This window comes from Paenibacillus sp. FSL R5-0473 (genome assembly GCF_038004565.1).
Taxonomy (GTDB): domain Bacteria; phylum Bacillota; class Bacilli; order Paenibacillales; family Paenibacillaceae; genus Paenibacillus; species Paenibacillus amylolyticus.
The window spans coordinates 6481208-6501786 of the sequence record NZ_JBBORL010000001.1; the positions used below are offsets into that span (position 1 = coordinate 6481208).

A 20579-nucleotide genomic window follows, 5' to 3' on the forward strand; every position below is an offset into this window, starting at 1 on the left:
TTTAGATTTCAAGGTCATCTTTTTTTATTTGATATGGCGGATACAGCCATTGCATGAAAAAAACTCACACATTCACAATTCAGACACAAAATTTGCGATTCAAGAGTTTGAAAAACAGTCAGAAGTGATAAAGTGCGCGGAATGAATGAGAAAAGATCTCATGTGTACTTGAGAAAAGAGCGGGATTTCTGCTACAGAAAGTCCAAATAAAGCACGAAAAGAGAAGAAAATTTGGTTTTTTATGTTGACAAATGATAATGATTATCAGTATCTTTAGTGTAGAAGATATTTGCGTCGGAAATCACAGAATTACAATTTCGTTTTTGTTGTCATAGCCGGATTACATAACCGGGATAAATGAGAGAGGGATGATCGCATGTTTCGTCTGGAGACGACCAAGCTGGATATCGCTTATGAGGAAAGACTAATTGTAGAGGATCTGAATATTCAGATTCCCCAAGGAAAAATTACAGCACTTGTTGGAGCCAATGGTTCAGGGAAGTCAACCATCCTGAAAACGATGGCACGTATTATGGCTCCAAAAGCAGGTAATGTATTGCTCGACGGGAAGTCCATCCATAAACAGTCCACGCGTGAAGTTGCCAAGCAACTTGCGATTTTGCCACAGAATCCAACAGCCCCTGAAGGTCTTACCGTTACTGAATTGGTATCGTATGGTCGCTTTCCTTATCAAAAAGGATTTGGCTCCATGCGTGCGGAAGACAAACGTATGATTGAATGGGCTATTGAAGTGACAGCCATGACTGAATTCCATGATCGTCCGATTGATCAACTGTCCGGTGGACAGCGTCAACGTGCCTGGATTGCCATGGCACTTGCACAAGAAACAGATATCCTTTTCCTGGACGAGCCGACTACATTCCTGGATATGGCTCACCAGCTCGAAGTATTGCAATTACTGGAGCAACTGAATGCCACAGCCAACCGTACCATTGTTATGGTTGTGCATGACTTGAATCATGCTTCCCGCTACGCACATCACATGATTGGTATCAAAAAAGGTAAAGCCATCGCTCATGGTTCACCTGTGGAAGTTATGAACTCAGATGTACTTCGTGAAGTATTCAACATTGAAGCAGATATCGTGATTGATCCGCGTTCCGGTGTACCGCTCTGCTTGCCTTACGCTCTTGCAGGCGAACGCCAGCAATCGAAGACGCCAGAGCAGCTGGTCATGAACAGCGCGATGGTTCATGCTGGAGGACGGGCAGAACCACGTGTTCAAGCGACAGGAAGTTAACGAAATGGGCCATATGTGGTCCTTACATTATAGAATGAAGCCGCTGTGCGCTATCGCACGCGGCTCTTTTGCATTCATGGGGGATTTGCAATGCATGGGAGCAAAGGGGACGAGTAGACCCGGGATTTGGTAATCACATTGGATCAGGTTTATAATAATAGGACAGGCTGTGGGTTCATTGGTTATGCCAACGTGCTCGCAACAGCCCAAACCAACATATGTCATGGGAGGAATCAGTCATGTCCGTATATTCATATCAGGCGGTAACCACCGCGAACCAAGAAGTCTCACTGGATCTGTATCAAGGTAAGGTATTGGTCATTGCCAATACAGCCAGCAAGTGTGGGCTGACCCCGCAATACGGTGAATTGCAAAAGCTTTATGATCGTTATCGCGATCAAGGCTTGGTTGTACTGGGTTTCCCTTGTAACCAGTTTGGAGGGCAGGAGCCAGGTACAAGTGAGGAAGCGGAATCATTTTGCCAGATTAACTATGGTGTGAATTTCCCGGTGTTTGCCAAGGTAGATGTGAATGGTGAGGACACTCATCCCCTGTTCCAATACCTGAAGGAGCAACAACCTGGCGTAGGTGAAACAAGCGACATTCAATGGAACTTCACCAAGTTTCTTGTTAACCGTGAAGGTGAAGTGGTAGGTCGTGTTGAACCGAAAGAATCTCCGGAGACAATGATTGCAGATATCGAGAAGTTGCTCGGTTAATACATGAACGTTTGAGAAGCCTGTCCTTGCATAAGCAAGGACAGGCTTCTTTGATTATTTTATACACGCAGATTTATTCTGTTCACAGGTATGAGTTGGATCCATGAAATCAACTCTGTAATGAAAATTGAAGCCATTTATTTTTTGTATAAGTCAAACATGAATGCAGAAGACGCCTCTAACTTTATACGTCCACACTGCATTCATACAGGGATCACGGAAGCCATTACATAGCATAAACCCGCCCAAATCCGGGGACAATGAAATCAATACAATGAAGGGAAGAAAGGCTTAAATACAGGGAAATGACCTCCTTCGACAAACTTTTTTTGCTCAACCTATTGCAATGTGAAAAATATCACATTATAATGAGTGTATAAAGTGAAATAAATCACATACACAGTTTCGAACAAGAAGTGAAATGTTTCACAACCATAACAACCTTATATTCAAACTCATTTATATATTTCGAGGAGGAACTTTTAATGAAAATCGCAGTTATCGGATGTACACACGCAGGAACCGCAGCCATCGTAAATACCGCTAAATTGTACCCGGATGCTACCATCACCGTGTATGAGCGCAATGACAATATTTCCTTCCTATCTTGTGGCATTGCACTCTACGTAGGTGGGGTTGTGAAAGACCCTGACGGTTTGTTCTATTCTTCGCCTAATCAACTGGCAGAGCTTGGTGTTGAGACCAAGATGCTTCATGAAGTAACAGCAGTAGATGCCAAGGGCCATACCCTTCAGGCTAAAAACCTGCAAACCGGGGAAGAATTTGAAGATACGTTTGACAAACTGATCGTGACAACGGGGTCATGGCCTGTCGTTCCGAAGCTTGAAGGCATCGAGATGGACAACATTTTACTTTGCAAAAACTACAATCATTCCAACACGATTATTGAAAAAGCCAAAGATGCCAAACGTGTTACCGTTGTAGGTGCAGGATATATCGGCGTAGAACTGGTCGAAGCTTTCCAGATGAACGGCAAGGAAGTTACCCTGATCGACAGTGTGGACCGGATTTTGAACAAATATCTGGACCCTGAATTCACGGATGCGATTGAAGATACGTTGACTGGACGCGGCATCAAGTTGGCTCTTGGTCAAACGGTACAGAAGTTTACTGGTGAAAATGGCAAAGTGACTAAAGTGATCACGTCCAAAGGAGAGTTCGAAACCGATCTGGTTATTCTGTGCATTGGTTTCCGTCCAAATACAGAGCTGCTCAAAGGCCAAGTGGATATGCTACCAAACGGCGCAATCATCGTGGATAAATATATGCAAACGAGTCAAAAAGACGTCTTCGCTGCGGGTGACAGCTGTGCTATTCATTACAACCCAACAGGCAAAGCATCTTACATTCCACTGGCAACCAACGCCGTGCGGATGGGTACACTTGTAGCCCGTAACCTGGTTCGTCCTACGACACCGTATATGGGTACACAAGGTACATCGGGTATCAAAATTTACGAGCAAAATATCGCGGGTACAGGGATGACGGAAATGTCTGCTGCTGACGAAGGCTTGATTGTTGAATCCGTGGTACTGGAAGACAGCTACCGTCCGGAGTTCATGCCAACGGCTGAGAAACTGTTGCTTAAAGTGGTATATGAGCAGGCTACTCGTCGGATCGTTGGAGCACAGGTGATGTCTCAGGTTGATCTGACCCAATCGATTAATACGATCTCGGTCTGCATCCAAAATAACATGACCGTAGATGAGCTGGCCTTCATCGACTTCTTCTTCCAGCCACATTACAACAAACCATGGAACTTCCTGAACACGGCGGGTCTGCAAGCACTGCCTCCAATAGAAGTAAAAGCACCAGCAATGGTGTAAGGAAGCAGAATAGATGGTTGAACAGCGATCTTGATAAACGCCATACAAAGATAAGTCATGCTTATCCGTAAATATGAGGTGTACAATAACTGCCAAGATTATGAAACAAGGCGGACGATTATAAAGGAAAAAGAAGACTGGCGAGTTTATCGTCAGTCTTTTTTGTGGTTTTTTTAGCTATAAAAGGCTTTACTATACTTTTGCTGACTTAACTATTTAAAGACGCTCTTAAAGTATCTTTTTAAACAACATTGTGATAATTTGCACAAAGTTATGTTTAGGACCGAGATACAATTAGGATGTGGTATTCAACGCATAACTAATGAATTTCAGATGGTTTTATCCAATGATGAACAATGAAGGAGAGGATGAATGATATGGCAGCAAAAACACCTCTTGAGGTTGCACAATATACGGCGCAGACAGGCATGAAGAAGGCTCAATATCCGGCGTCTTCTGTACTGGTGCTTAGTTTTCTGGCAGGTGCTTTTATTGCGCTGGGTTTTTTACTGGATATTCGGGTGATTGCTTCTGCGCCAGCTGAGTGGGGAAGTTTGGTCAATCTGATTGGAGCAGCAGTGTTCCCGGTTGGATTAATCTTGGTACTCATCGGTGGTGGAGAGCTGCTGACAGGTAACATGATGGCAGTTCCACTTGCAACGATTGCAAGAAAATTATCCGTGGGTAGCATGTTGAAAAATCTAACCTTAGTGACGATTGGTAATTTTGTTGGAGCTTTGTTTGTCGCGTACGCGTTTGGACATGTGCTGGGCCTGACCGGAGAGGGTGTATATCTGGCGAAAGTGGTGGATATGGCTGGGCATAAGCTGCATGACGGTTTCCTGCAAGCTTTCATCTCTGGCATCGGCTGTAACTGGCTGGTCGCGCTGGCCGTGTGGTTATCTTATGCTTCGGATACGATGAGTGGCAAGGTACTGGGCATTTGGTTTCCAACGATGGCATTTGTGGCGATTGGATTCCAGCACGTTGTGGCCAATATGTTCCTCATCCCGGCGGCAATCTTTGAAGGACATTATTCGTGGGGCCAATATGTGATGAATTTCATTCCGGTATGGCTCGGGAATCTGACTGGAGGTGCTCTGTTTGTAGCTGCAGCCTATTGGATGGTGTACCTGCGCCAAACTGAGCCAAAAGTGAAGCCGGAGATAGCAACGTCGATCGAAGCTGTGGAGACGGAGGCTAGAGTGATGTTGAGCAAACAAGCATAGTGGGCACAGCGAGGTATGGATACACATGTATTAGAAGTGAAGACGATTCTGATCTTGCTCGGTTCATGGCGAATATGCTGTGATGGAGCAGGGCGGGATCGTTTTTTGTATGAGGTCCTTGTTGGAGTTTAACGCAAAATAAATTCGCCATGACAAGGTTCGGGGGAACGAAACCTGTTCATGGCGAATTTCGGGAGTGGTCCATGATATGGCATGAGGAGGAAGTGGGGAAACACTAGCCTAATGCCTTATTTTTAATTTACCCCTGAATTCTGAAGTTGAATCAAACTCAAAAACATTTTTTTGAAAATAATTTAAAGCCGCTATAGCGGCGAATATGAAGCAAAAACATACTGTTCTCTTTACGCGATAACCTCGAAGAAGATATGATATAGGGATAGCTTTTAAAGAGGGGAGCCTTACGATGATCGATCAGGAGAATGGTATATTTGCGGCGGTGTGCCCGCTCGACTGTCCGGACACTTGTGGTCTGTTATTACATAAAGAGAACGGCAAAATTGTGAAGGTGGCAGGCAATCCGGATCATCCCATAACCAAGGGTGCCATCTGTAATAAAGTTAGAAATATGACTGAGCGGGTGTATCACCCCGAGCGTCTACAATATCCGATGAAACGTGTAGGAGCCAAAGGTGAAGGCAAGTTCGAACGAATTAGTTGGGATGAAGCGATTCGCGAGATTACGACCAAATTCACTGCATTGTCCGAAACCTACGGCCCGGAGAGCATCCTGCCCTACAGCTTTTACGGTAACATGGGCATTCTCGGCGTAGACGGTATGGATCGGCGTTTCTTCAATGCGCTTGGTGCGAGTGTACTGGAGCAGACGATCTGTAACTCCGCTGGAAATACCGGCTGGAAATATACGATGGGTGCCAATCGGGGAACGGTGCCGGAAGATACGGAGCATGCGGATCTCATCCTGGTGTGGGGTGGCAATATCGTCAGTACAAATATGCATCAGGTCGTTTTGGCGGAGAAAGCCCGCAAGAAAGGCGCCAAGATCGTCGTCATCGACGTTCATCGCAATCGCACGGCCCAGTGGGGCGACTGGTTTATTCCGCTGTATCCGGGCACGGACAGTGCACTGGCGCTAGGATTAATGCATGTGCTGTTCGAACGGGGACTGACAGATGAATCGTTTATGCAAAAGTATACGGTGGGTCATGAGGCACTACGTGATCATGTCCGCAGTTACAACCCTGAACGTGTTGCACGCATTACGGGCGTGCCGGAGGAAACGATTGTGGAGCTGGCCGAACTATACGGCAACGCACAGGCAGCCCATATTCACATCGGCAATGGCCTCCAGCACCATGATAATGGGGGGATGAACGTGCGTAGCGTTGCATGTCTGCCTGCTATTACAGGGCAATGGCTGAAGCAAGGCGGCGGTGCCGTTCGCACTAACAGCTACGCGAGCACAAATAGCGACGCGCTCGAACGTCCGGAGCTGCGGCAGAATCCGGAGCCGCGAGTGGTAAACATGAACCGGATTGGTGAAGCGTTGCTGGAAGCAGAGCAGCCAATCCGAGCGATGATGGTCTACTGCAGCAATCCACTGGTGGTGGCACCGGATACCGAGCGGGTGGAGCGAGGTTTTGCACGGGAAGATCTATTCACGGTTGTACATGATCTGTTCATGACGGATACGGCGAAATATGCAGATATCGTCTTGCCAGCCACATCTTCATTTGAAGCGACGGACCTGTACACCTCTTATTGGCATCAGTACGTTCATCTGCAAGAGCCGGTGATTGCACCGATTGGGGAGAGCAAGAGCAATGTGGAACTGTTCTCACTGCTTGGGCAGGCTATGGGGTACGATTCTGCAATCTTCGGAGAAACACCGGAACAGATGATTGAGGACGCACTTCAGGGCACAGGCAACCCCTACATGAATGGGGTCACGTTGGAAGGACTGAAGGAACATCGATTCGTGAAGCTGGATATGACGCCACATGCTACATATCTGGATCAGCTGCCCACACCTTCAGGCAAAATTGAATTGTATTCCGAGACGATGGAACAGAGAGGGCTTCCGCCGCTCCCTACCTATAGTGCTCTGGTTGAAGGATATGATGGGGAGAATCCGGCTGGACCTGCCGATACGTATCCGTTGATGTTCCTGTCGCCGCCAAACCATAATTTCCTGAACTCCACCTTTGGTAATTCAGCCAAACATCAGCGTTTGGAAAAGATGCCTTTATTGCAGATACACCCCGAGGATGCCATCCGTAGAAATGTGGAGGATGGCGATGCAGTAGTCGTATGGAATGATCGTGGGCGCATTGAACTTACCGCCAAAGTAAGTGAAGCCATGTTGCCGGGAACCGTCATCAGCCAAGGCTTATGGTGGGATGGTGACGGCAAGAAGCAGCGAGCGAATTCACTGACGTCCAATCGGTTGTCGGACATGGGGAACGGGGCTACCTTCTTCTCAGCCACTGTTGAAGTGAAGCGTCAATGAGTGTGCTTGCAGCATGATTTTTTTGAGGTAAGATGAACAAAGGCTAGAATTTGAGCAGGATTATAGTGCAATAGATGTAACACTTCATAAAACCTTCGCTCTGGCTGGTTATGGTTATGCCGTCAGGGCAAAGGTCTATTTTTTATGGTTATTTGTTTGTGCAGAGGTACTAAGGAGAATGAATTAACGATGATGAGATGGCTGGATAATTATCCAAAAGAAGTGAGAATATTTTTATTAGCAAGTCTGGTTAACGCAACAGGCAGTGCCTTGATGTGGCCGCTGACCACCATGTATGTATTTGACGAACTTGGACGGACGATGGCCAACGCCGGTTTTGTGATCCTGATTCAGTCCCTGGGTGGCATCTTTGGACAATTGCTTGGAGGTTCATTGTACCATCGGGTGGGTGTGAAGAAGCTGATCATTGGTTCACTGGCGCTTAATGCGTTAGGTTTGTTTGCGTTGCCTTGGATTAGTGCGTATTGGGTCGTATTTATATGTGCGATGGGCTGGATTGGCCTGTTCAGTTCATTGTCGCTGCCGGCGATTCAGGCTTTTATTGGCTTCCGGTTTGCGGAGCGACGCGGGGAATTATTCAATATTATCTATGTAGCGAACAATATCGGGGTGGCGATAGGTACGGCGCTGAGTGGTTTTCTGGCTGACTTTTCCTATCACCTCAGCTTTGTACTGAACGGGGTGACCTCAGCCGGATTTGCAATTTTCTTCTGGTATTATCTGTCGCGGGTTGAACCGGATCAGGGGGAAGTACATCTGACCAAACGGAAAACCGTCCCCGATGGGCCGGGCGTCTGGGCATTGCTGGGTAATACCCGACTATATCTGTTTATGAGCTTGGGCGTACTCTTCCTGTTATTCGGCAACTCCATCTGGAACACAGGTGTGTCCCCGTATATCATCTCTGAGGGTATGGAAAAAAGAATGTACGGTCTGCTCTGGACCCTGAACGGGGTGCTGATCTTTGTGGGCCAACCTTTTACCAGCTGGGTGAAACGGACCATGGCCCGTACCTCCACTGCCCAGATGACGGCGAGTGCGGTATTCTATGGCATGGCCTACATTGTGATGATTACCATGTACAGCTATCCAGGCATGGTGCTTGCAATGGTACTTGCCACGTTTGGAGAGATGTTGATCTCCCCTGCAACACCTGCGTTTATCTCGGAGCATGCCGGCAGGGCGGCACCTTTTTACATCGGGATATCGGGTGGGATCGGTGCGGTTGGACGGGTTATCGGCCCCTATGCGATGGGGGTCATGTATGACAAACAGGGACTTATTCCGGTAGCGTGGCTGGCAACAGGCACAGCAGCTATTGCGGTACTTGGTTTTGTGTTGCATGCGGTGTTGAACCGTAATCGTGAAGTGAAGGAGTATGGAATGGACGCCTAACAGATCTCATCGGGTTGGATAGGATGCGGAAGGAAGAACGAGTTGAAGTGGACGGTAAATCCACTGTAAACTGTCTGTTCATCCGTTAATTATGGTTGACAAAAAAATGTATTTATGCTATAATTTACATATAAAAATATTCCGTATATAATAAGATTCTCCTGGCCAGGGGAATCTTATTTTTGTTTGTACGGGAGGAATAAGTATGAAGCAAAATGAATCCAGTATCACATCATTGATTTCGACTTTTGGCCGAGCTTATCACAGCCAACATGACACACCCCTCATTTTCGATGATTTTATGGCGAGATTGCTGATCTCTCCTCAAGAGTTTTCAGATATCAGCAATAACATGGTTAGAGGCATTCATTTTTTCAACCCGGATATGGCTAACGAGCTCAAGGACGACCCGGAAAAGGTTCTAAAATGGATTACCCAGGTACAGTTATCTCCAATAACTCTGGCTCGGGCCGCTTACTGTGAGCATGTACTTTTGCATGAAGTCGCGTTGGGATTGAAGCAGGTAGTCATTCTTGGCGCCGGGATGGATACGTTTGCTTTGAGGCATCCGGAATTGGAGGACACGCTGGATATCATTGAAGTGGATTATCCGGCTACACAGCAATTCAAGAAAGAGCGGCTGAATCAGGCCGAGCTGACTATTCCGGACAATCTTCACTTTGTACCCATGGATTTTACGCGTGAGCTTTCGAATGACAGCTTGACTATTGAAGGTTTGAAGAAACGGAAGACGTTGGCTAGTCTCTTGGGTGTTTCGTATTATTTGCCCCAAAATGATCTGTTTAACGTGATTCGTCATGTGTTTGCGAACCTGCCAACCGGAAGCTCCATAGTTCTGGATTATGCAGATGAGCACCTTTTTGAGGAAAAAGGAATGTTTAATCGGGTTGAAAATATGGTTAAATTGGCTGCAATGGGTGGTGAGCCCATGCAACCCGGCTATGCATATGTGGAGATGGAGGCCTTGCTTGATGAAGCAGGGCTACTTATTTATGAGCATCTGACTCCCGAGGCGATTCAGGAACAGTTTTTCCAGGATCGAATTGATCATCTAAGGGCATTTGAAACGATACATTTCATTCACGCAGTAAAAAAATAAATCGATCCGGGCATGTAAGTCACCTATATAGCCCGCATTTGCATAGCAGCGGCAAACCTTCACCCTGTGGCAGGGTGAAGGTTGTTTGGTTTGATCAAAGGAACAGCACAAACCATGATTCTGTAGCCAATAACATCACACGTGATACAAATGTTCAACAATCAGACTTGTTAGGGTGCAATTCCATGTCATTCAATGTCCTCCCCTCTATTTGTGCATAATGCCCATATAATAGAATGGAACTGGTTAAAGGCAGGAGGATGCATACGATGTACAAGGTTTTGCTGGTTGATGATGAATTTATGATCTCGGACGGGATCTCCAGTGTGGTGAACTGGTCCAGATTAGGAACAGAACTGATCGGCATTGCTCAAGATGGATTGGAAGCGCTTGCTTCAATTGAGCGGCAACGCCCGGATATTATCATCTCGGACATCCGCATGCCGGGAATGGATGGGTTACAGCTGGTTGAAGCTGTGGCAGAGAAGTATCAGCATATCTCATTCATCATGCTCACGGGTTTTACGGAGTTCGAATATGCGAAAACGGCCATGCAGTATGGGGTGAAGCACTATTTGCTTAAGCCCTGCAGCGAGGAGCATCTTGTACAGGCTATCAGTGAATTGGTCAGTGAGAAGCGAGAGTTAACCGATCAAGAGCGTTTTGTGCAGTCGATCCAATATAATCTGGAGCGTGTACTGCCGCATGCCAAGGAATATTTTCTGAAAGAGCTAGTCACGAACAGAACATACGGGGTCAAGGAATGGAAGTATTTCGAGGAATTATTCGATGTACAGTTTCAGGATCAACGTGTGCGGTTGCTACTGGTAGAGATTGAGGGGGATCATGAGTATTTGCACTTGTTCGCGGTGAAGAACATTGCCGAAGATATTTTTCACAATCCAATATTAAGTGCCACGGTTGGAAGGCATGTGCTACTAATTATGGAGGACAAGTTGTCTGAAACGCAGTTGTTCCATAATATCGATGAGATTCGCGCCACATTTACCCGATATTATCATGATGATCTCACGATAGCACTAAGCGAGCCAGGAGACCTCTCGCAGGCACGCCATTTGTACATGCAGACGCTGGTTTATCTCAATTACCGCTTTTACCTCGGTGAGGGCAGTCTCATTATGGAACGGGATATTTACTCTCCCGGAGAACGCATTCTTCCTGAATTCGAATACGATCCGGAGCGGATGGTTACTGCAATCAAGGCGGGACACTGGCAGGAAGTTGGATCAGAGCTGAACCGGATGTTTCAGCTGCTTGCCAGCTTGCGATACGATATATCCCAAACGAAGTCCTATCTTATTCAGATGTTTATGGAGATGATTCGACTTAGTGGCTCTGCCGAGATGAAAAGGTATATGGACCAGTTGCCAGGCATGATTGAATCCAGCACCCTGCATTCTTTTCAACAGTTTCTGCTTGCCGTCGCCAAAGAAATCACCTTGCGCCGCTATGATCAACATCGCTCCAGACAATCGCAGATGGTAGGCAGTGTGAAACAGTTGGTAGAGAAACGCTACAAGGACGAGACATTAACACTCCAGTCCATCGCTGGGGAAATATACATGAATCCAGACTACATCGGCAAAATGTTCAAAAAAGAAACTGGTGAGAAATTTACGAACTATGTGTTAAGCTACCGCATCCGTAAAGCGTTGGAGCTTCTGGAGCAGGACGGGAACTACACTGTATCCTCGCTTGCCGAGCAGACAGGGTTTGGTGCCAACTGGCCGTATTTCAGCAAAATGTTCAAGAAATACACGGGTTTCTCCCCTTCCGAGTATAAAAAAGTACCCTAAGACAGCGTTGCTGTCGCTTCTACATAGCTAATCTTTATATCCGATCTACATCTAATCTGTGATCGGGCCCTGTACGCCATTCATCGGCAGCAGGGTCTTTTTTTGTCGGACGGAACTCGGTTTTGAACATCCATTTATCGGAAATGAGCATGGGAAGAAAAGGCGCTCGCTTCTATCATTAGAAGTGTCATGTTAGTGAATGAACATCGAGAGTGGAGGTTGAGTGGATGGAGCTGAATCGAAGCCGGGGGATTGAACCTGGGCGTTTGAAGCCAGCTGGCAAATGGAGTTCGGTGAAAAAGGAACTTGTCCGCAACAGATACGTTTATCTGATGCTCGTTCCTGTGGTAGCCTACTATCTGATTTTCAGCTATGGGCCAATGTACGGGCTACTGATGGCATTTCAGGAATCCTACAACCCGATCAAAGGAATCTTGGCAGGCGAATGGGTCGGATTTGACAACTTCACCATGTTTTTTGAAAGTTATTATTTCTGGCGACTGATTAAGAACACACTGATTTTGAGTTTTTACAGTATTGTGTTTGGTTTCCCGGCTCCGATTCTACTAGCGCTGTTGCTGAATGAAGTCCGGAAGAAGTGGTTCAGAGGTGCAGTACAGACCATCAGTTATATGCCGCATTTTATTTCGGTTGTCGTCGTGGTTGGAATGTTGAAAACGTTCTCATCTTTGGACGGTGGCTTGTTTAACGTCATTCGTGACTTTTTCGATCTGCAGCCAATTATGTTTTTGGCAGAAAAAGATATGTTCCGTCCGATGTACATTCTGTCCAACATATGGCAGGGCGCAGGCTGGGCCTCGATTATTTTTTTGGCAGCACTAAGTGGTATTGATCCTCAGTTGTATGAGGCTTCCAAAATTGACGGCGCAGGCCGCTGGAGACAGCTGTTACATATTACACTGCCGGGCATTATGCCCACGATTGTGATCATGTTAATTTTGCGTATGGGGGCGGTCATGAATGCGGATTTTCAGAAAATATTGCTGATGCAAACAGCACCGACCTATGAGACATCGGATGTCATATCCACCTTTGTTTATCGATCCGGTATTTTGGAGGGGAACTATACGTATTCAACCGCCATCGGACTATTTAACGGCGTCATTAATTTCGCGCTGCTCATTATCGCAAACGCGATCAGCAGAAAGCTTAACTCAACCAGTCTATGGTAATCGGAAGGTGAAGCGATGAAACAGTCTATAGGGGAACGACTTTTTGATGTATTTAATACACTGCTGCTCTTGGTGATCATGGTTTTATGCTTGTACCCGATGCTGTACGTGTTCAATTCTTCAATCAGCGACCCGGACCAGATGCTGCGTTCCCGTTCACTGATGCTCATTCCTGAAGGTTTTCAGCTGGGAGCGTACAAGTCGGTATTTCAGGATACTCGCATCTATACGGGATATATGAACACCTTGTTCTATGTTGTGGTGGGTACCGCCATTAATCTGCTCATGACTTCACTGGCTGCATATGGGCTGTCACGCGGTGATCTGATGGGCAGAAAAACGCTGATGAAATTAATTACGTTCACGATGTTCTTCGGTGGGGGTATGATTCCAACTTTTCTGCTGATTCAGAATCTGGGCATGGTGGATACCCGTTTTGCGCTTATTATTCCGGGTGCCATCAGTACGTTTTATTTCCTCATTATGAAAACAAACTTTGAAGGCATTCCGATCAGTCTGATCGAATCGGCGAAGCTTGATGGTGCCAATGACTTTCTGATTTTGTTCCGAATTGTACTGCCTTTGTCAAAGCCAATCCTGGCGGTCATGATGCTGTATTATGCGGTTGACCATTGGAATGATTATGTCGGACCGATGCTCTATCTGCGCAGTCAGGAGTTGTATCCGATCCAGATTATTATGCGTGATATTCTGATCAGCAGCAGTACAGAGGCCATGGGCGCTGGCGCTGATACCGGCTTTGCCATTGGGGAGAACATCAAATATGCGACTATTATTATCTCCACACTGCCGATTATGCTGGTATATCCGTTCATCCAACGTTATTTTGTTCAGGGCGCTCTAATCGGTGCTGTGAAACAATAAAAAATGTATCCTATGGAGGCGAATTACGTGAAAAAAAGAATGGGGTCCATCCTGTTGTCATCGCTACTTACCATGTCTTTACTGGCGGGCTGTACGGGGGATAATGAACCAGGTAACGCAGAGCCAGCAGAAGGAACAGAACCTGCGGTTCAGGCGTTGACCGAGATTCCGCTACCGATTACAAGTGAGCCTTTTACCATTGACTACTGGCGCGCCAATGATGCCAAATTGACAGCTTCCTTGAACAATTTTGGCGATATGGCGGCTTATAAGGAAAAGGAGAAGCTGACGGGTATCCAAGTGAAGTTCACACATCCTCCGCTTGGACAACAGCGTGACCAGTTCAATCTGCTGATCTCCACGAAAGAGCTACCGGATGTCATTTATTATAACTGGGCGGATGCGGTTGGTGGACCAGAAAAAATGATCAAGGATGGTCGAATCATTCGATTGAATGAACTGATCGACAGTTATGCACCAAACTTAAAGCGGATTATTGAATCCGATCCGGATGTGAAAAAGCAGATTGCACTCGACGATGGAACGATCTATATGTTCCCGCTGCTGAAGCTGGATGCATTGAAGCTGAATGCCACTTCAGGTTTAATTATGCGCCAGGACTGGCTTGATAAATTAAATCTCAAAGTACCTACCAACATTGATGAGTGGTATACGGTGCTTAAGGCTTTTAAGGAACAGGACCCTAACGGCAACGGCAAGCCAGATGAGCTACCATTCACCGGAAACTGGGGACCGGGCAACCTGACCAAGCTCCATGATTTTGCCGCGGCATTTGGTGTAATTGGTGGTTTCCAGATGAATGGAGACAAGGTGGAGTTTGGACCGATTCAGCCGGGCTACCGTGATTTCTTGGAGACCATGGCCAAGTGGTACGAGGAAGGGCTGATTGATCCCGAGATCATGACCAATGACGGTAAAGCTTTCGATTACAAGGTCACCAGCAATCTGGCAGGCGCATATCAGGGTGGTGTGTTCAGCGGCATGGGGAAATACTTCAATCTGATGAGAGATACGGATCCGAACTTTAACGTGACGGGTGTACCATGGCCTGTATCTCCGGATGGAACTTCGTATGCGACATTTAATCTGGACGCTAAAGTGTTGTCTTATGGTGAGGCTATTACGGCTTCCGCAGACGAAGACCAATTGAAATATATTGTTCAGTGGATGGACTACAACTATAGCGAAGAGGGTAGTGATCTGTTCAACTTTGGTATCGAAAATGACAGCTATGTTCGTGACGGGGAAGGTGTCAAATTCACAGATACCATCATTGATAATCCGAACGGTCTAACGTATGACCAGGCACTGGCTTCCTATGCCTTATCCATTATGGACGGTCCAATCAATCAGGATAGCCGTTACCTGGATGCATTATTATTTGACGATGGACAGCGTGCGGCGAATGCGGAATGGATGAAAGCAAGCTCAGCATTAACGCTTCCTCCAATTCGTTTGTCAACAGATGAGGTGACCACAAGTACATCCATCATGAGTCAGGTGAATACGTATTTGAATGAGACGATGACTGCCATTATTAGCGGACAGAAGCCGATCACCGAATTTGACAAGATGGCCGAAACAATCAAGAGCATGGATATTGACCGGGCGATTGAGGTTCATCAGGCTGCGTATGATCGATATCAGTCCAAATAATACGTGAGAAATCGAGCGCTAAAACTTTGGGGAAACCTTCCTGTATGTGATATACCTAGTAGTATCACGTGGTTCAAAGGAGCGCTTTGGTCATGACAGCCTACCGCAAACTCAGCATCAAAATGAAAATGTTTCTGATGATTATGTTCATGATGGCGTTTGTCATCATCCTCGCGTTTGGGTCCTTGTATTATACGTACTCGGTGTATGACAAACAGCTGTTTGATAAGTCGTCCCGACTTCTGAACCTTTCTTCGTCTACAGTGGATGTTGAACTTCAGAAGTTGGAAGCGTTATCATTAAACATGATCTCCGATACGCAGATTCAAAGAGCCTTGAAGTCGTTGCTGGACGACGATAGCGCATATTCAAGCTTTATTGAACGAAAAAAGATCACGGATCGGCTATGGGAGCATATTAGTGGGGCTGCACGATATGTGCAGTCCGTTCATCTGATTGATTCCAGGGGAAGAGTCAATAAATATGGCGAGACACTAACCGTATCTCAGGAAAAATATGATCGGATGATTGCGGCTGCGGAGCAGGCCAATGGTGCAGTGCGCTGGTTATACCCGGATGACGATGACCCGATGCTGGTTATGGTGCGTCAAGTGCGAGCCTATGAACCGATGACCCTGGAACCGGTAGGCATACTGTTTCTGCGTATTAATATCGAGCGACTCGTCGAGGAGTATGCGGGCATCGATAGCCAGGACAGTGACATTATTTTAAAAGCAGGCAGTGATGTGGTGTATCCTTATCGCCAGCTTCCAGAAGCGGTGTCCGCCGGACTGAATCCACTTCCAGGCAGTGGGGGATATGAGATCAAGAATCTGGATGGGAGGGAGATATTTCTTTCCCAGAAGAAATCCGCATACACCGACTGGGTGTATTATAATATGGCCTCTTATGATGAAATTTTTGAACGTATTATATGGTTGAAAAATATACTGATCGTCGTTTATCTTATCGCCATTCTGGTTGTTCTCGCGCTTGGTATGGTGTTCGCACGAAGTCTGACAAGGCCGATCAGGCAGCTCATCAGTCAGATGAAGGAGGTTCAGTATGGGGATCTGGAGAATATAGACGCCAATCTGTCCATTCCAACGCACCAGCACATGGATGAACTGGGGTTACTACAGCGTACGTATCGACTGATGATTACACATATTAATACATTGATTAAAGAAAATTATGCAAGCCAGTTGGTCATTAAAGAAACGGAGTTCAAGGCGCTACAGGCGCAGATCAATCCCCACTTTCTGTATAATGCGCTGGATTCGATCCATTGGCTCGCCAAAAAGAACAGGCAGGAGCAAATCTCCAGTATGGTGCTGTCACTTGGGTATTTGCTGCGTTCCTCCATCAGCTTCAAACAAAATATCATTACCATTGCGGAAGAGCTGGAGATCGTCAATCATTACATCACCATTCAGACCTACCGTTTCCGGCAACGGCTGGATTTCCGTATGGATGTGCCCGCTCCTTATCTGGGGTGTGCCATTCCAAAGTTGACCCTACAGCCATTACTGGAGAATGCAATCCAATACGGTTTGGAACCACAGGTTGGATCATGTCTGATTCGAGTGTATGCCGAGATATCAGGTGGCAAGCTGGCTCTTATCGTGGAGGATCACGGCCCCGGCATGGAACCCGAATATGTGGAACAGGTGCTGCGCGGTGAAGTGAAAACCAGAGGCACAGGTATTGGTCTACTGAATATCAGGGAGCGGGTACGTCTGGCTTTTGGCGAAGAATATGATGTTCTGCTGGAGAGCAAGCCGGGGCATGGAACTAGAGTAATGGTGCTGCTGCCACCCCCATCACCAGGTAAGGAGGAGAAGTTATGGGAAGATGGATGCGAATGATAGGCATACTCTGCCTTATGCTGACTCTTCCTGGCTGCGTGAACCAGTTGGATCAAAGGCCAGGCATGATTGTGGAAGAAGAGCCGATAACGCTGCGAATCGCTTGGTGGGGTGGAGAGTTCCGCAACAATGCAACGATAGCCGTTATCAACCTGTATGAGAAGTTGAATCCACATGTGAACATCGAATACGAATATAGCAGTTTCAACGAATACTGGAGAAAACTTGCCCCACATGCAGCAGGCAATGCGTTGCCCGACATTATCCAGATGGACATTTCCTATCTGTCCCAGTACAGCTCGCTGCAACTGTTGGAGGATATGACGCCGTACATGCAGAGCGGACTGATTGACGCGACAGATATTGAGAAGGAACAGCTGGAGAGTGGTAGCCTGAATGGAAAAACCTATGGTCTCAGTTTGGGGGTTAACGCCATGCTCAGCATCTATGATCCGGAAGTGTTAAAGGCCAATGACATTGAATTGCCAACGGATACGTGGACATGGGCGGATTTTGACCGGATGGGCGAGCAATTGCTCGGGAAAGGCATCTATCTGGGAACCTATTTCACGCCGGAACAGTTTTTCGCGTATTACTTGAGACAGTATGGTTCCAAGCTATACGCCGAGGATGGCAAGAGATTGGGATATGAGGATGATGGGCTGTTTATTGAGTACTTTGGCAGGATGCAGCAGCTCGCAGAGAAGAAGCTTATTTTTGCACCGGATATCTGGACATCAGATATTGGCCAGCCTGATAACGACCCGTTTTATCTGGGAGAGGCTTTGTTTAGCTGGGGGTATTCCAACCAATTTATCAGCACCGCTCAGCGTTATGGCAAACCCTTAACCATCTCCCCAATGCCTGGGCCAAACAGTCAGGATGGATTGTTCTTGAAGCCAGGCATGTTTTTCTCCATGGCGGGCAATTCCAGACACAAGGAAGAGGCAGCCAAGTTCATCAGCTTTTTTGTGAATGATTTGGATGCCAATCTGCTGCTCAAAGGGGAGCGGGGTGTGCCTGTCTCATCCAGTGTCAAAGAGCGGATGAAGCTGGTGGTTGAACCGGAGCTGGCGCAGGTGTTTGATTATATCGATTGGGTTGCGGATAACAGCACTCAGATGGACCCGCCTGATCCTGTAGGTGCGCCAGAGGTCACTGCGGTGTTACGTGAGTTGTACGATCTCCTGTTGTTTGGCAAAATTACGCCTGAGCAGGCGGCGAAGGATTTCCGTGAGCGGGCGAACGCAATTCTGGGTGGGAAGTTATAAGAATGGACTAGATCATATATGTATTTAATGGGCTTGGGGCTGTTGTCGTTCACAAGCTCAACCTTCATTCTACTCGGGTGAGGGTTTTTGTTATGGAATGGTGTATATTTCCTCTAGTATAATGAAAATGGGTAGTTGTCCTATCTGTAGATTAGATAGATTCTATCCATATATTAATGGATGAGGAGTGTCAGGACATGTCCATACATCAGATAGGTCACAAGGTGTCTTTTGCCGATATGAAAACGAAGTTGCCTCAGGAGAGCTGGATGTACACTCAGAATGAAGCGCACAACGGTGAATTTGAAGCCGAGGAAGTATGGTTACATTCTGGTGATCTTCATATCAGTGAACTGTTGTTGGATGAAGGACCTTTTTTGATCTTGGTTGAAGGAAATCTGACAGTGGATCGTTATATTGGAAATACAAGTTCCGACGCGGCCAGTTCAAATCTGGTTGTACTTGGGAATCTCATAACGCCCTATATGATCGTGGGTGGGCAGGAAATATATATTACAGGTAATCTCTATGTGGAGGATATGTTCTGGGGGGATTATAACCATGGAGAATTGACAGTGAGAGGGAATGTAGAAGGTGGATTGCTGGTAAGTACCGATCAATATACGATTCAGGTTCAAGGACAGCGTAATGTGAAGCGTCAGCTTGAAGAATGGGAGGATCTCGGACCATGGCGGGGCTTTGACATGTTGGCGTTATTCGTTCCTGAATGTGTGATTGATGAAGATACAGAGCCGTTTCCTTGGCGAGAAGAAATGTTAAAGAGGCTGCAACAAGGACAACCTGTAATCAACCGAAAGTACATTCATGCTGATGAATCAGAGCCAGATGTGCCGGATTGGTTCGAAGATCATCGTATTACCGCTGAGAACATAGAGCGTCTTACTCATCCATCTTTGTTGCCTGTAAGAGAGGAGGATGAGTTACTCAACAGCTATGAATTTTGGTTGAACGAGCAATTTTGCCGAGTATCGGTCTATGGAGATGAGCATACGGAGGGGTATTTCCGCAGTCTTTATTTTCAGGATGACCATAACTGTGCATTGTTGCTTAAGATGGAGCCATCAGATCAAGGTTCCAACACTCCTGATAAACATATCCTACAACCGGGTAAACCTGTCTGGATGATCTCAGGTGCATATCGTTATCTTCACAATGAGAATTCGGAATGGAACGTATTTTCGGAGAACTCACCTGCTGATATTCAGCAGTTAAGCGAGCAAGGATGGAGCACCTTGTTGCAGTCTGTATCGAATTATCAGTATGCCCGTTCCTTAATTTCGCACCAACTGATCCACGATTTATTAGCACTGCCTGTCGTGGAGCCATATGACGATTATTATGATGATGATCGGCACGGACTGTGGATTGGAGAGTTATATTATGCATTTCGACAAGCAGGTCAGATGTCTGATGGTGTTCCCCAGCCAGCTATGCTACGTATTGGAAGAGAGTATGTGGATGCTCAAGGGGAGACGCAGGTGGAGAAATACTATTATACCCTGCACCAACATGCGGACGGCTCGGAAAGTGTGTTGATCGAATACTCGGCTCAGGATGGCGAGGAAGAAGATCCATTGTTGCTTGAACTTCATTACATCGGCGGCTCTCAATTACTACATGCCGTTCAATTGCTCGAACGTGGACGCCAAGTACTCATTCAAGCAAATGAGGATCTACTGAATGGGGAGCTGCCTTACGCTGCTGAATCATTTGCAAAACGATTTTGGAAATCCAAAGGATACCTGAAATGAATAAAACAACCTTCAC

At 46.5% G+C, this 20579-nt stretch carries 14 protein-coding genes; all 14 read left to right on the forward strand.

Annotation, left to right across the window (positions count from 1 at the left end; all coding sequences use genetic code 11):
* Window positions 1-376 precede the first annotated feature (376 nt).
* Window positions 377-1261, forward strand: coding sequence for an ABC transporter ATP-binding protein (locus MKY28_RS28455; protein WP_036612750.1), 885 nt, complete (start codon window positions 377-379; stop codon window positions 1259-1261).
* Window positions 1262-1500: 239 nt separating this feature from the next.
* Complete coding sequence (locus MKY28_RS28460) at window positions 1501-1980, forward strand: glutathione peroxidase (protein ID WP_047840764.1); 480 nt, start codon at window positions 1501-1503, stop codon at window positions 1978-1980.
* 485 nt (window positions 1981-2465) lie between these two features.
* Window positions 2466-3827, forward strand: coding sequence for an FAD-dependent oxidoreductase (locus tag MKY28_RS28465; RefSeq protein ID WP_074092585.1), 1362 nt, complete (start codon window positions 2466-2468; stop codon window positions 3825-3827).
* Between the two features lie 377 nt (window positions 3828-4204).
* A complete protein-coding gene (locus tag MKY28_RS28470) occupies window positions 4205-5056 on the forward strand; it encodes a formate/nitrite transporter family protein (RefSeq protein WP_340938067.1) in 852 nt (283 codons plus the stop codon).
* Between the two features lie 424 nt (window positions 5057-5480).
* Window positions 5481-7544 (forward strand): molybdopterin-containing oxidoreductase family protein, encoded by a 2064-nt coding sequence (locus tag MKY28_RS28475; protein WP_340937637.1) that lies wholly within the window; start codon window positions 5481-5483, stop codon window positions 7542-7544.
* Window positions 7545-7736: 192 nt separating this feature from the next.
* Window positions 7737-8960: an MFS transporter gene (locus tag MKY28_RS28480; protein WP_026081431.1), complete on the forward strand. Its 1224-nt coding sequence runs from the start codon at window positions 7737-7739 to the stop codon at window positions 8958-8960.
* A gap of 205 nt (window positions 8961-9165) precedes the next feature.
* Window positions 9166-10080 (forward strand): class I SAM-dependent methyltransferase, encoded by a 915-nt coding sequence (locus MKY28_RS28485; protein WP_340937638.1) that lies wholly within the window; start codon window positions 9166-9168, stop codon window positions 10078-10080.
* A gap of 269 nt (window positions 10081-10349) precedes the next feature.
* Complete coding sequence (locus MKY28_RS28490) at window positions 10350-11897, forward strand: response regulator (protein ID WP_036667809.1); 1548 nt, start codon at window positions 10350-10352, stop codon at window positions 11895-11897.
* Window positions 11898-12229: 332 nt separating this feature from the next.
* Window positions 12230-13090, forward strand: a complete 861-nt coding sequence (locus tag MKY28_RS28495) for an ABC transporter permease (RefSeq protein WP_235193717.1) — start codon at window positions 12230-12232, stop codon at window positions 13088-13090.
* A gap of 15 nt (window positions 13091-13105) precedes the next feature.
* Window positions 13106-13975 carry a carbohydrate ABC transporter permease gene (locus MKY28_RS28500; RefSeq protein ID WP_036667808.1) on the forward strand — a complete coding sequence of 290 codons (870 nt, stop codon included), beginning with the start codon at window positions 13106-13108 and terminating at the stop codon, window positions 13973-13975.
* A 27-nt stretch (window positions 13976-14002) separates the two neighbouring features.
* On the forward strand, window positions 14003-15652 hold the full coding sequence (locus MKY28_RS28505) for an ABC transporter substrate-binding protein (RefSeq protein ID WP_340937639.1): 1650 nt from the start codon (window positions 14003-14005) through the stop codon (window positions 15650-15652).
* Between the two features lie 92 nt (window positions 15653-15744).
* Window positions 15745-17520, forward strand: coding sequence for a sensor histidine kinase (locus tag MKY28_RS28510; RefSeq protein WP_340907293.1), 1776 nt, complete (start codon window positions 15745-15747; stop codon window positions 17518-17520).
* Window positions 17499-18791 (forward strand): ABC transporter substrate-binding protein, encoded by a 1293-nt coding sequence (locus MKY28_RS28515; RefSeq protein ID WP_340937640.1) that lies wholly within the window; start codon window positions 17499-17501, stop codon window positions 18789-18791. The genes MKY28_RS28510 and MKY28_RS28515 overlap by 22 nt, the downstream gene beginning before the upstream one ends.
* A 197-nt stretch (window positions 18792-18988) precedes the next feature.
* Window positions 18989-20563: a hypothetical protein gene (locus tag MKY28_RS28520; RefSeq protein ID WP_340937641.1), complete on the forward strand. Its 1575-nt coding sequence runs from the start codon at window positions 18989-18991 to the stop codon at window positions 20561-20563.
* Window positions 20564-20579 lie beyond the last annotated feature (16 nt).

What these genes read in the sequence shown, in the direction of transcription:
- MKY28_RS28475 (WP_340937637.1), top strand. Translation starts at nt 5,481, where the DNA reads ATGATCGATCAGGAGAATGGTATATTTGCGGCGGTGTGCCCGCTCGAC.
- MKY28_RS28480 (WP_026081431.1), top strand. Translation starts at nt 7,737, where the DNA reads ATGAGATGGCTGGATAATTATCCAAAAGAAGTGAGAATATTTTTATTA.
- MKY28_RS28510 (WP_340907293.1), top strand. Translation starts at nt 15,745, where the DNA reads ATGACAGCCTACCGCAAACTCAGCATCAAAATGAAAATGTTTCTGATG.
- MKY28_RS28460 (WP_047840764.1), top strand. Translation starts at nt 1,501, where the DNA reads ATGTCCGTATATTCATATCAGGCGGTAACCACCGCGAACCAAGAAGTC.
- MKY28_RS28485 (WP_340937638.1), top strand. Translation starts at nt 9,166, where the DNA reads ATGAAGCAAAATGAATCCAGTATCACATCATTGATTTCGACTTTTGGC.
- MKY28_RS28470 (WP_340938067.1), top strand. Translation starts at nt 4,205, where the DNA reads ATGGCAGCAAAAACACCTCTTGAGGTTGCACAATATACGGCGCAGACA.
- MKY28_RS28500 (WP_036667808.1), top strand. Translation starts at nt 13,106, where the DNA reads ATGAAACAGTCTATAGGGGAACGACTTTTTGATGTATTTAATACACTG.
- MKY28_RS28520 (WP_340937641.1), top strand. Translation starts at nt 18,989, where the DNA reads ATGTCCATACATCAGATAGGTCACAAGGTGTCTTTTGCCGATATGAAA.
- MKY28_RS28455 (WP_036612750.1), top strand. Translation starts at nt 377, where the DNA reads ATGTTTCGTCTGGAGACGACCAAGCTGGATATCGCTTATGAGGAAAGA.
- MKY28_RS28495 (WP_235193717.1), top strand. Translation starts at nt 12,230, where the DNA reads ATGCTCGTTCCTGTGGTAGCCTACTATCTGATTTTCAGCTATGGGCCA.
- MKY28_RS28465 (WP_074092585.1), top strand. Translation starts at nt 2,466, where the DNA reads ATGAAAATCGCAGTTATCGGATGTACACACGCAGGAACCGCAGCCATC.
- MKY28_RS28515 (WP_340937640.1), top strand. Translation starts at nt 17,499, where the DNA reads ATGGGAAGATGGATGCGAATGATAGGCATACTCTGCCTTATGCTGACT.
- MKY28_RS28490 (WP_036667809.1), top strand. Translation starts at nt 10,350, where the DNA reads ATGTACAAGGTTTTGCTGGTTGATGATGAATTTATGATCTCGGACGGG.